The organism is Dyadobacter sp. 32, assembly GCF_902506755.1.
GTDB lineage: Bacteria > Bacteroidota > Bacteroidia > Cytophagales > Spirosomataceae > Dyadobacter.
Genome location: NZ_LR735258.1, coordinates 3,791,903 through 3,805,355, shown reverse-complemented (window position 1 = coordinate 3,805,355; position 13,453 = coordinate 3,791,903). Strand labels below are relative to the sequence as shown.

At 48.1% G+C, this 13,453-nt stretch carries 5 protein-coding genes; 2 read left to right on the top strand and 3 right to left on the bottom strand.

Going from position 1 to position 13,453, the window contains the following annotated elements:
- Positions 1-12 precede the first annotated feature (12 nt).
- Together DYADSP32_RS15465 and DYADSP32_RS15460 are read right to left on the bottom strand one after the other, a co-directional pair.
- Positions 13-3,543, bottom strand: coding sequence for a SusC/RagA family TonB-linked outer membrane protein (locus DYADSP32_RS15465; protein WP_149241895.1), 3,531 nt, complete (start codon positions 3,541-3,543; stop codon positions 13-15).
- A gap of 815 nt (positions 3,544-4,358) precedes the next feature.
- Positions 4,359-5,960: a M81 family metallopeptidase gene (locus tag DYADSP32_RS15460; RefSeq protein WP_149241896.1), complete on the bottom strand. Its 1,602-nt coding sequence runs from the start codon at positions 5,958-5,960 to the stop codon at positions 4,359-4,361.
- A gap of 279 nt (positions 5,961-6,239) precedes the next feature.
- On the opposite strand from DYADSP32_RS15460, the gene DYADSP32_RS15455 reads away from it, so the two are divergent.
- Positions 6,240-7,448 (top strand): hypothetical protein, encoded by a 1,209-nt coding sequence (locus DYADSP32_RS15455; protein ID WP_149241897.1) that lies wholly within the window; start codon positions 6,240-6,242, stop codon positions 7,446-7,448.
- Between the two features lie 79 nt (positions 7,449-7,527).
- Here the strand turns inward: DYADSP32_RS15455 and DYADSP32_RS15450 are convergent, their stop codons facing one another.
- Complete coding sequence (locus DYADSP32_RS15450) at positions 7,528-9,111, bottom strand: GDSL-type esterase/lipase family protein (RefSeq protein ID WP_149241898.1); 1,584 nt, start codon at positions 9,109-9,111, stop codon at positions 7,528-7,530.
- Between the two features lie 350 nt (positions 9,112-9,461).
- On the opposite strand from DYADSP32_RS15450, the gene DYADSP32_RS15445 reads away from it, so the two are divergent.
- Positions 9,462-13,184, top strand: a complete 3,723-nt coding sequence (locus DYADSP32_RS15445; protein ID WP_149241899.1) for a S8 family serine peptidase — start codon at positions 9,462-9,464, stop codon at positions 13,182-13,184.
- The last annotated feature ends 269 nt before the right edge of the window (positions 13,185-13,453 follow it).

The window sequence follows — 13,453 nt, the reverse complement described above, 5'->3', positions numbered from 1 at the left end:
ATCTCGACTAAATTAAAAGTTTAAGTTAACACCCACTGAAAAAGTGCTCATAGGAAGATACACGGCAGCCCCTACTTCCATACCGCCTACCAGCGACATACGTGGATCAATGCCTGAGTGACCAGTGATCATAGCAAGGTTATCTCCAGATGCATATACCCGAACGCTTTTCGTTTTCAGTTTGTCCAGGATGGATCCTCTCAGCGTGTAGCCGAGGGTCAGGTTTTTGATATTCAGATAAGATGCATTGAACAGAGCCATGTCTGTGTACTGCCACGATCCAAAAGTGGAACCACCCGTATTTTGCGTGTCGCCATAGAATACCATCGGGAATTTGGCGTCTCTGTTTTCAGGTGTCCAGGTGTTGCCCAATACTTCTTTCGACAATGCATTTCCGATGTTCCCGGCTCTGTACAGGTGATTGGCATATTCCACACTCAGGAATTTACCACCCAGCTGGTAGGCAAGGATAGCCGTGAAATCGAAGTTTTTGTATTGAAAGCTGGTTGAAAAGCCCCCAATGATTTTCGGAATGGCACTGCCCATTTCAAAACGGTTAGCCAAGGTGTAGTTCGTTGTGCCTACGGTTGATCCTACTGCGTTACCACCAAAACGGCCTGCATCCAGATCCGCTTGCGTGACAGTGTGACCAAACAATGGCAAACCAGTGGTTTGATCTACGCCCATATACTTGTAAAGATAAAGATTGTAATAATCCTTATTTTCACCACGGAGGTACATAATCTGGCCGGCGTTGTTAGCACCGCCGTTTGCAATTCCCCATCCATCGATGGAGCCGGTAAAGTTACCGCCCAATGCAGGTGAACCTACGCTCTTCGGAAATTTGGTTAGAATGGTGCGGTAATGTGTACCGTTCAACCCGATGCTCCAGTTAATATCTTTACTTTGAATGATTTTGATGTCCAACGCTACTTCCACACCACGGTTGACGATCTCAGCGCTGTTCAAGGTGAGTGAAGCCTGTCCCATGGAAGTGGCAAGAGGCTGCGCGAAAACAGAATTGACGGTTTTTTTGTTGTACACGTCAATGGTACCATTTACTCTCCTTTTCAAAAGGGAGAAATCGATGCCGGCATCAAAGGTATGGGTGTTTTCCCAGGTTAGTTTATCGTTCACCGCAGCACCCTGCGCAAGGTTGAAAGTTGCAGGAATACCTGTTCCGCCTGTTGAAGCTGCGTAGTTTGCGGTATAGCTCCATGTCTGATAACCGGAATAGTTACTGATACCACTCTGGTTTCCGATTACACCATAGCTGGCCCGTAGTTTCAACTCGTCTACTACGTCACTGGCTGCCTTCATGAATTTTTCCTGAGAAATACGCCATCCACCACCAACAGACCAGAAGGTTCCCCAACGATTCTCCTTGTATCTGAATTTGGAAGAACCGTCTCTGCGTAACGAACCTTCAACAAAATACTTGTCGTCATAGTTATACACAGCCCGTCCAAAATAGCTGTCCATCGCAGTGATGTCACCACCATAACCTGGAACACCAAATGGCGCATTTTGGGTATTGTACCGGCTGGTAAAGTTACCTGCTCCTGTAAATCCGTTGATCAGAGAATAAGCAGAACCGTAGTTCAGCAGATCGCTTTTAAACTGGTAGAATTCATGTGCGGCCAGTGCGGTAACCGAATGGCGGCCAAACTCCTTACCCCAGTTTAATAGCTGTTGCGTGTTGAATACACCGGTGTTGGTGTAATACTTACCAATTGCACCTATACCCACTACGGCACCGGTTTCTGGTGTACCATAACGCGTCCGTACTTCAGCAAAACGGTCATAGGAAATGTTGTTGGTAAAGCTGAAATCCTTAAGGAAATTCACAGTGAAATACCCTTTAAGGTTCAAGTCGTGGGATTCCCTGCGATCAATGTCTTTATCCAAAAGGTCGATCAGGTTGGTTGCATAAAGTGGAGCACTAGTAGTCCCGTTGGGGGAGGTATTTGTCACACCCAAAGGTGAATAGCTGTCGTTGTTGTTATCAGATACCATGTCGGAACCGTTCGGGTTTTTTCGAATGTTTCCCTGAAGATCCCGGGCAAATAAGGGTACGAGCTGATTCTGTCCGTTCACCCATCTGAACACGTTTTGCTGCACGGTTCCAGGGTTCCGTCCAAAACGGGTAGCCGGAGATTGGGTGTTCCGCATGCTGTATCCCAGGTTAGTTCCTACTTTCAGCCAGCTTGTGAGCTGTGCATTGACATTGGTACGCGCGTTGTAACGCTTGAACGACGATCCACGGATGTAGGAAGGATCTTCCAGCATGCCCACAGAGACAAAATAATCCATTTTATCCGATCCGCCACTTGCCGATACGGTATGTTCCTGGCGGAACATTCTTTCAAAGAAATGATCCTTATACGATCCAGCCTCCCAAAGTTGTCTTGCGTTAGGATTAAGCTTACCCGTGGCAGGGTCAATCAGGTAGGCGCCTGACATGGTCGCACTGGCACTTGCTCCGCTACCTGTAGGGGTATACACAGCTCCGGGTACCTCATAAAGCATGTAGTTGCCCAGCAGGTTCATGCCAAAGTTGCTTGTTCTGGAACCGGTGTAGTCAAACAAATGCGAACTGGCAAATAGCCCTGCATCTTCATGCGACATATTTGGGTTGGCTACGTTGGTTGTAAACTTGCCATCTGTAGAAGATGCACCATTCACGCCATAACGTGCGGAGTTGTAGATCGCCAGCCAGGCATGTTCGTAAATATCTTTGGCGTTATCGATAAGATCATAGCGCAGTCCGCCCAGGTAGTTGAATCCTGCACGTGTTTCTACGGAAATATTCGGCTTGCCTTTTGATCCTTTTTTGGTAGTCACCAGCAAAACACCGTTGGCTCCACGCGAACCGTAAACAGCCGTTGAAGCTGCATCTTTTAATACGCTGATGCTTTCAATGTCCTTTGGATTGATGGAAGCCAGTGCATTGGGATATTCGGTAGGTACACCGTCGATCACGATCAATGCATTGGAGCTGTTCTGGCTGGTAGAGCCCGCTCCGCGTAAACGGATACCCATGTCCAAACCAGGCTGTCCGTCAATGGATGCGACCTGAATCCCGGGTACTACACCTTCGAGGGCTCTGGTAACCGTGGAGTTGGCCTGCACGGAAATGGTTTTAGAATCAACCTGTGAGACCGCTCCGGTAAGGGTAGTTCGTTTAGCGGTACCGTACCCGATAACGACTACTTCGCTAAGCTGATTGTCTGCTGCAGCCAAAGTGATGTCAATAATTTTCCTGTTGCCCACAACGGTTTCCTGGGTGGTGTATCCGATAAAGGAGAATACCAGGGTGGAGTTTGCATTAGGAACATCCGGGATGGTAAAAATTCCATCGGAATTGGTGACAGTGCCGGTCGTTGACTCTTTAACGACCACACTCACCCCGGGCAATGTGGCCCCTGAGGCATCGGTTACCTTACCGGAAACCTTTACCTGTGCATAGACGCCCAGGCTAAAAAGCAGGTTGCACAGAAGGAGTAAGGATCCTTTTCTTTTGATCGTAATGATTTTGAGCATACGTGAATAAAAATAAAGGTGAAAAATAAAATGGCCAAATAATTGGTATGAGAAAAACGGTATTCACACATTGCAAAAGCAGGTGAGGAGAAACTTCTCCTTGCCCAAAGTATTCAAACGTTGGTTATTTTTCTGCTATGTCAGGAAAAAGCCATGCTTTCTGAACAGCTTTTATCATCGATTGCGCAACCCACAAGGAGCTTCTTTAATTAGGTAGGTATATGGTCTGTAAATATTCAATTTATTTTCTGAAGTTACATAATAAATGTTCTGTAAAATCCAGATGAATTTTCTGTTAATAAAAAGTGAAACGACCACTTGTCTGTTTTTTCTCAGTAAACGAAGCGCCTCGGTCCGCTAAAAGTCACTGAAAATCAAGTTTTTGATTGGTTTTATGTATTATAGTCAAATGCAGGTTTACGACAGCAAGGGCGACAAAAATGAAAGCATCATTCTCCTAATAAAAGGTATCGGATGGAGAAACGCATCTGCCTGCTGGTGAAGAACCATCTTTAAGATATTAAAATTTCTATAAATATTCATATAACCCTTGCAAACATACCGGATAATCAAGCTCAAGACTTCCTGTTTTATAGCATAAAATAATACAATTGTAGCATTTTGATGCCCATTAGGTCAGAAAAGAATCGATATTAGGAATTTTTATCGAATCAGGTAATGGAATGGCAGCGGATTTTAAATGCCTTCATTTTTGCGTAACAAAAGGTTGAAGAGGCATTTGTTAGCTAATCGCAACGGTGTGAACCGGTATGGATTGTTCGTTTATACAGAAAATCTGAGGTTTGTGAATAGGGCTACTTTTCGGATGAAGGCACTAGCCGGGCCTTTAAGTCCGGATCTTTCATATCTTTATCCAGTGGGAACATGGGGCGTTTAATCCTTTTGTAGCCGAGTGTTTCCAGGTTCTGGTCCACGCCGCCGGGTGTTAAGGCAAGTATCCAATCGGCCCGCATGTTGTAGAGTTCAGGTTCTAGATAACCGATTTTAACAACCACGATATCAGTATTTCTTGGATTGAGCCCCAGTCTGGTAAAGTCTATCTCTTTGTGGTATGGCTTACGTTTCTGAGTTACGATTACCAGAACGCTTCCCGTTTTTACCACCACCTCCACTTCTGCATTACGGTCGCCGTATTCGATGGATTGTACCGTGCCCACCAGGTGTACAGGAGGCGCAAGGCGTGCATCCACTTTCGCGCCTGCATAACCATCCACAGTTCCTCCCACGCCGGCAGCAATGGCAAGTTTCACAAGTTCGGGGCCGGGAATGGACGCATAGATCAACGAGGGGCCGCTTTCGGACTTGAACTCGGGACGGGCCAGTATTTCCTGCAAAGTCCAGGTGACGTCACCGGCGCCTCCGGCCGTGGGATTATCGCCTGAGTCGCTGATGAAGAATGGGTGCTTCTGGCTGGCAATCGCTTTGTCGAGGCTTTCTTTCAGGGTACCCGTTGGCGCTACAAAGGCAAATTGTGATCGGGCATCCCAAAAGCTCCTGGCCAACTGCTCCGCTGTAGATGTTACGGTTGTCTTGTCATCGCCAGTCACCATTACAACTGCATGGTTGCGAGGCTCATCCGCCCATGCATATCCGACCCACATGGCAGCATCTATTATGCCAGGCCCCAGGGATGCCGGCGTAACAGCTGCATAAATCGTTTTGGCGGGTTCTATCCGCGTACTCGTTTTTTCACCTGGCAAAAGTACAGGTATCGGGATCCAGGCCTTATAAGCAGGTTTTCCTTTACCACTTTCCAATCGTGACAACAGATTGTCGACTGCCCGTTTTTTGGTTTGCATGGCATCTTCATGTGGAGCCATGCGATAGCAGGTGATCAAATCGGTGTTTTGGGCCAGGCGCCAGGATACGTTCCCGTGCAAATCCATGGAGGTAGAAATGACGGCTTTTTTGCCAATCACCTCGCGGATCCTCACTATAAAATCACCCTCGGGATCATCCAGTCCAACCACACTCATGGCGCCATGAATGTCCAGGAACAGGCCGTCGTAGGGTAGATTTTTTTTGAGCAGATCCAGCGTTTGCTTTACCATGGATTCGTAGGCTTCCCGGGTAACGGCACCTCCAGGCAAAGAGCGGCCCATCATAGCCGGATACCACTGTGCTCTTTTACGGTTCACAGAATCTGAAGAAAAGAATGGATATGAAGTGAAAATATCCTGGCCATACTTCGCATGGAAAGCTTCCTCCTCCGTAAGAGCTGGTGAAAAAGTACTGGATTCAATCGCCAGTCCGGTGATGGCGATCCGGGGAAGGGGTTTAGCCTTTTGATCAGCTGGCCTGCTTACTGTATTGCCATGAGGGCTGGCTGTACAGGTTGTAGACAACTTGGTATTAACCAAAAGAACACATGCGATCAGTGAAACGATTATTTTCATGTAGGGATTTTGAAGAATCTGATTTCGGATGTTAAATGATTTTAAAAATACGGATTTTTGAATACAACGCGACGTTAGCCCCGTAATATTAGTACCGGGCTGCCGGTGCCGATAAAAATGGGAGCTCATTTGCAAAAGGGTGTAGCCCTGACATCATCATAAAATATAGCCTGACAATTATCCTGATTTTAAAAGCGAATTTTCTGATTACTTGTGTGGTGTGAGAGCATGTGCATCACTATTCCCTATATTTGCGCTATACACCCTACCTTTCTTAAAGTGAAAAATAAATTACCAGAATTGTTCCTTTTGGCATCCCTTCTTGGGGCTACTTCGGTTTATGCACAGGATAACAAAAATACCAGATCATTTCCCAAACCTGTTTTTCAGGTAGATGTAAAAGACCCGACGGCAGATAAGCCGCAGTGTAAGTTGTGGTACATGCGCGATGCGTGGTGGGCACTGATCCCGAAGTCGGCCGGGCCGTCTTTGTGGCAGCGTACCGGCCAGGGATGGGTTGAACGCAAGGAGATTTTAGCCGCCCTGGCAGGCGTACCCGGGCGGGCCGATGTATCGGCAGATGAAAACGGGGCCACAGCCGTGGGGGTAGACCCCGGTTTTCTGACTGTATTCCGTTTGGATCAGAAAAAAGGGGGGGCAACAGCACCCTGGACTGCGCATGTGCTCACTACTTTACGAGCTCCGGCATCTACAGATGAGATTGAAACGGCCACCATTGCCCGGGATCAGACCGGTACCTGGTGGGTGGCCTCCGACGCGGGCGATAAAATATGTGTCTGGAGCGGCTCAAAAGATGCTAAAAAATGGACGGGTCCGTTTGTTCTCACCAGAGGAATTCATGCGGATGATATCTGTACCATCACAGCCATGCCCGGAGGGATTATGGTCATCTGGTCGGATCAGATCCGCGAAAAAGTGAGTGCGCGATTTCATAAAAATGGTAGTGCCCCGGATAACTGGGGGAAAGAGGAGGTCATTGAAGAGGGAAACAGAACAGCAGATGATCATTTGCATGCAGCTGTTACCGCCAATGGAACCCTCTGGCTCGCGACCAAAAACAGTGTTGATACACAAAATTCAGCCCAGCAGGTGATGCGTGTCAGATCGCCGGAAGGGGTTTGGGGGAATTTTCCGTACGCCAACCTGGATGGAGTGCGTCAGCCGAGCCGGCCTGTTGTACTGGCTACCGATAATCCTAATATTGTGCTGGCCGGACATACGATTTACCATGCAACAAATCATGATCTGGGCGAGATTGTATTTGGCATAGTGGATACTACGCAGGCTAATCTTCTAAGAAACGAAACACTCGTGATGGCGCCTGATATGAAAGGGGCTAGGATCAATAACATCACCACACCTAAGAAGCCCTACCGGATGGATATTCCCTGGATTGTGCTGGCATCGGACAATGAGGGGCACGTTTTTGAAGCAGATCTGAGGTCGCTGGTGCAAAACAATAAATAGATGGTAAGGGGAACAGGATTTTGAAAATGGGATGAGAATTGGGCAAAATATTGCTAGCCTGCTTGGATTAACCCTCACTTCACAACCCTTTCAAAACCCGATTCATTTCTTCATCCACAATCGCAGCCACAATCGCCTGGCCCTCTTTGGAAAGATGTATGCCGTCCTTCGTCATATACGGGAAGGCAGCTTTGATCTTGCTGTGCGTATCGATGTAGTAGCATTGGTTTTTCTCGGCTACTTTCCTGAACTCGGAAACCAGGTGTTCGATTCTTCGGGCACCACCCTGGTATTTTTCTGCAACCATATCATCTTCTCCATGTGGGGGTGGAGAAACGATAAAAACAGGGACCTGTTTTGCGTTGTCTTTGGTTTTAGCCTTAATTTGTTTGATCAGCTTGTCCAGATTCCCCGGCACTTCCTTTGCTTGTCTGGCAAATGCTGCTTTACAGTCATTGGTACCCAGCATGACCACCACGGCGTCGGTTCGGCCCGGTACCTTTCCAAATACCTGCTCCACATTTTTCAGCGCATTCAATTCTTTTTTATCCTGATTGTCGAAACCAATGGTATTGCCGGAAATGCAGGTATTGATAATCCGGTCGCCTTGGCGGAGTGTTTTCAGCTGATTGGCCCAGCCATATTCCAAGGCACCATTGGAGTCGCCGATGGCCAGGATCGTCCTGGACGGAACATGGGCCAGTACATCACCGGGGAGCATTTCGTGCCCGCCCTCAAAAACGGTTATTTGCACCTGATCCCGGTAATGATTGGTATAAATGATCTTGCGCCCGAGTAATGTACCCTGGTCGCCACCGCCGGGCAATGACCGCGCCCGGACCATCGTATGGATGTACTCGGTAGGTATGAGTGAAAATCTTGCGTCCGGATTGATATCTGTAACCAGTTTGTTGTAAAAATTCAAAGAGTGGGTAATGGGTACAGATCCGGTATAGCCATCATGAATGCCACAGTAAATAGCCAGGCTGCTGTTGCTACGGTCTGTCACGGTTTTTTGCATATAAAAAGGGGAACGTTTTTTGCCCTCTTCCATATCAAATACCTCCCGGTTTCCGGAAGTTGATGCTGCTGCGTCTCCGGCATACCTGGCCTTTCTGCCCAGTGACTCCTGATACCAGTCTATCAGATTGTACAGCCCGGCCCAGGCCGAAAAACTTCGTATTTTGTGTTTGGATCGCATGTAGGTGAGCACTGTGGCATATCCGCCACCACTCACACCTATGACGTGGATGTTTTCTGGGTCGGTGTTTGTATTAGCTACGGCCCAGCTGATGGCGTCGTCGATATCGCTGATCACCAAGTCGCTGCCGCAGGCCTCAGGTTTGGTATTACCGCCACGAAAATCAGGATGTATGTAGTTGTATCCTTTTTCAATACAAAGGTTTACGATTGTGTCTTTCTGTTGATAATTGCTGCTCCAGGTATGCAGGCTGATGATCAATGGCCTGGGGCCGGGTGCAGGTGATGCGTAGAAATAGGCTAGCTGTTCCTTGCCATCTGCTGTGGAAGTGATACTTACTTTTTTGGCAGCAGCCGGCCAGTCTTTGGATTTGGTATCATCCCATTTCGGATCGTTTTGAGCAAATGCAGTGGGTTTGCAGAAACCAAACAGGAGGACAATTAGAAAAATACGGAGCATCATGACATGTCAACAATGTAAGAGATTATCCTTTGTATAAATCAGGCGAATGCTTGTTTATACTCAGCTTCACTACGCGGGTTTGAGGTTTTAGGGCTAGTGCGGGTTGGGGAATGGGGGCATTAGGAAATTTTATCCTAATAAATTAGTGACCTTATGAAATTCTAAATAATGTTACTGGGGGGCTCAACTTGAAATGATAATTTCGTCGTTTCATGATCATAGTGCGGCCTTAAACGGTAACAACAAAATTACTCATACCCCACTCACTATGAGAACGATGATTCTCATAGGCGATGCATTTGTTTGGCGAATAGTTACATTTGTTTATTCGTCACAAACATCCAAAGTTCATGAGATATTTCTACAGTTATATTTCAATTCACCTCCTGCTTCTGTTGCTAGGTATCCCGGGAGCCGGCGCACAGTTGATCGGAGAATTTCCGGAGGATACCGAAAAGGCTTCCGATCGCTCAGTTGCGCCCATCGCAGGCCAGTACATCGTCGTGTATAAGAAAAACGGACAGGCTTCATTACGTTCTCAGGCAGGAACCTCCTTATCAATTCGTAAACAACGAATGAGTGAAGAGGTTGCAGCCACACTTCAAAAAAACAATCTTCCGCGAAGGCGGGTACTTCAGGTATATGAAACCGCACTGCAAGGATTTGCCATAAGTGGTTTGACAACCGCTGAGGCAGATCGTCTCCGCAAGGATAATCAGGTGGCGTATGTGGTGCCCGACAAACCTGTTTACCTGGCCGACCACGGAGCGCTACGGCCAGCTGCTCTGGCTGGAAGCTGTAATGGCCGGTCCATCATGCTCAATGGGGTTTTTAATTATACTGCAGGGGCGGCGCTTTACGGAGGGGCCGGTCCCGTTACAGGCGAGGTGGTACTGGTCAATGACGGTACGGCCGAGCCTACGCTGGGCTGCGGTATTATTCCGGCCATGACGGGAAAAATTGCCCTGATGGATTTGGGGGGGACCTGCTCACCTGCGGACAAGGCTTTAAAGGCCCAGGAGGCAGGCGCTGTGGGCGTGATCATTGCCAATAACGTAGCCGGTGGGCTCCCTGCTTTTGGGGATGCTGCGGATCCCAATCTGGTTACAATTCCAGTGATGTCGCTGAATCTTACAGATGCTAATGCGCTGAAAACCATGCTGGTCAGCATCACTGTGAATGCCACTCTTGATCCGGCCCGGATCAATAACCTGGCCCAATGTATTCCCTGGGGCGTCACCCGGGTTGGAGGTGGATTGTCGGGAGCGGGTAAAAGGGCCTGGATCATTGATACAGGAATAGATCTGACGCATCCCGACCTGAACGTCAACACTGCGCTGTCGGCTTTTTTTGTAGGCACCAGTGCCAATGATGGAAACGGGCATGGCTCACACGTGGCAGGTACGGTGGCTGCGATTGATAACGGAATAGGTGTATTGGGTGTGGCCGCCGGAGCGGAAGTTATACCAGTGCGCGTTTTTCCGGACCGAGGTTCTACGCCCAACTCCGTGGTCATTGCGGGAGTCAATTATGTTGCTGCGCATGCAATTGCGACGGATGTGGTAAATATGAGTCTTGGTGGTAGTCCCGATCCGGCCCAGGAAGAGGCCGTTTTGGCGCTTTCACAGATTTGCAAGGTGGTAATAGCGGCTGGCAATGATGCAGCAGATGCCAACTATAAGAGTCCGGCGCGCGTCAACGGCCCCAATATCTACACCGTTTCCGCCATGGATATCAACGACAAGCTGGCGAGTTTTTCCAGCTTTGGAAATGCACCAATTGATTACGCCGCACCGGGAGTCAATGTAGGATCATGTACGATAAACGGTGGGTATGCTTACAGTAACGGTACATCCATGGCCGCTCCGCATGTCACAGGATTGCTGCTGCTGGGCGCGATCTGTTCCACATCAAAAGTGACAGGTGATAAAGACGGAAATCCGGATCCCATCGCCACACGCTACATCGCCGCCAACGACACGGATCAGGATGGGGATGGCGTGACCGTGTGCCAGGGTGATCTGGATGACAATAACCCAAACATTAAGCCAGGGGCTACGGAAATCTGTGACGGACTGGATAACGATTGCGATGGGTTGATCGATGAGGGTAATGTATGCTGCCCCGCAGGCAATACAGGTATTCTGTATGTCAATGTGGGCGCTACTGGCATCCAGAACGGTTTAACTTGGGCCGACGCGTTCACCTCACTGCAGGCTGCCCTGGATGTGGCCCACCTCTGCACGCAGATTACCCAGATACGGGTGGCAAAAGGCAGCTATTATCCGGAGAAGGACCGGTTTGGTCAAACGGCTCCATCGAATGCGCGGGTAAAATCATTCATCATGCGAAATAATTTGGCTATCTACGGAGGATTTTTCGGAAATGAAGGGGCCGGGTATGATCTTTCTCAGCGAGATATGATCAGCAATAAAACCATTCTGAATGGTAATATACAGCAGGATGGCGATCCGTTGAATAATGCCTACCATGTCATACTTAACGTTCCCACTTTTGGCATTGCTCTGGACGCTTCAGCCGTTTTGGACGGTTTCACGGTTACGGGTGGTATGGCCAATGTAACGGGTGCCAATAACAGTCTTGTTTTTCCAAACAGCTTCGGTGGCGGTATGTTCAATTATGACTCGAGTCCGATCATCCGTAATTGTTCGTTTGAATCCAATGAGGCTAAGGCGGGTGGCGGACTGGACAATATGTTCGCGAGTCCAACGATTACACACGCAACTTTTCTAAAAAATGTGGCCAAATATGGGGGCGGTATCCACAATGATGTTTCTTCTCCTGTGATCACAAACAGTTATTTTCAGCTAAACAGTGCTGAATATGGGGGAGGAATGAGTAGCTATGATTTTTCTGACCCCGCTGTAACCAATACAACTTTTTCAGGAAACAATGCCCTCAACGGAGGAAGTCTCTTTAATTCCAACGCCTCTTCACCTGTGATTAAAAACAGTATTTTTTGGGGTAATGGTAGTGAGATTGCAAATCAGGCTGCGCAGCCGGCTTCCGAAACGCAACTTGAAATAACGGAAAGTATACCTGTGGTTTCGTACAGCATCATTGAGGGAGGCTGGACAGGAGCAGGTGCAAATAACTTGAACGCAGATCCCCGATTTGTGTCCCAACCTGTGGTGGGGCAGGCAAGTCCCGGAGATCTCACCCTGTTGCCTTGCTCTCCGGCTATCAACGCCGGCGATCCCGCAACAACATCTACCACCGCCGGAAGCACTGATCTGGCGTCGAACAGTCGTTTTTTTGGTAGCCGGATTGACATAGGGGCATATGAGTTTCAGTCAGCACCCTTCGAGGTCCTCATTGCCGCCAATCCGGGTTTGACTGTCACTTCGGGCAGTAGCACAACACTCACCGCGTCTGGAGCACTTGGTTACCTCTGGTCAACGGCAGCAACCACGGCTGCCATTACGGTTGCACCAACCGTAGCAACTACGTATACCGTCACGGGTACAAGCGGAGCCTGCTCGCAAATAGTCAGTGTAATGGTAACTACGGGTCCGCTTCCTGTAACACTGATCAGTTTTTTAGCTAAAAAGGAAACCAATGGATCTGTGAAACTAACCTGGCTTACTGCAAATGAAGCAGACAATGCTTATTTTGAACTCGAAAGAAGTACAGATCTGAAGAAAATTGACATTCTCGCCAAAGTTGCCGCAGACGAAAATCCCGCCGCAACGCATAGTTATCAATATACCGATGAACTTCCTCTCGCGGGTACGAGCTATTACCGACTGAAACAGGTTGATCTGGATGGGCATACCACCAAATACAGCTGGGTTTCCATCGCAGGTGACCGGGATTATGTGGTGTTTCCCAACCCGGTTCAAGAGCAACGGTTGCAGTTACAACTGGATGAGCCGGAAAGTGCAGCAGTTAAATTATACAGTGTAGAAGGAAGGTCTGTGCCGCTGGAAACGGTCAGCCGTTCGGCAGGGGTAGTGGAATTAAAACTTCCGCAAAATGCCACCAAGGGCGTATACCTGCTTCGTGTTGAGGAACGTGGGCAAAGTCGTGCGTATAGGGTGGTGGTGGAGTAATTGCAGTAGCTTTTTTCTAAGCTCCTGTCCGTAAACTGAAATGAGCCCGGTCTATTTTTTGGTCGGGCTCATTTATGGGTAGGCGAAACTATTTCCTGCTTACTCATTTTTTTTGGGCAAAATCGAAATTTGACAATCCTTTTAATAAGTTTCTGAAATAATATTTCAGATTCCTGACCCAAATAAGTAGTGTTTCCTGTTTTAACGCTTATTTTGTATAAATAAACCACTCCCTTAATTACGCTTGTTCATGCATTCATTCATGAAGC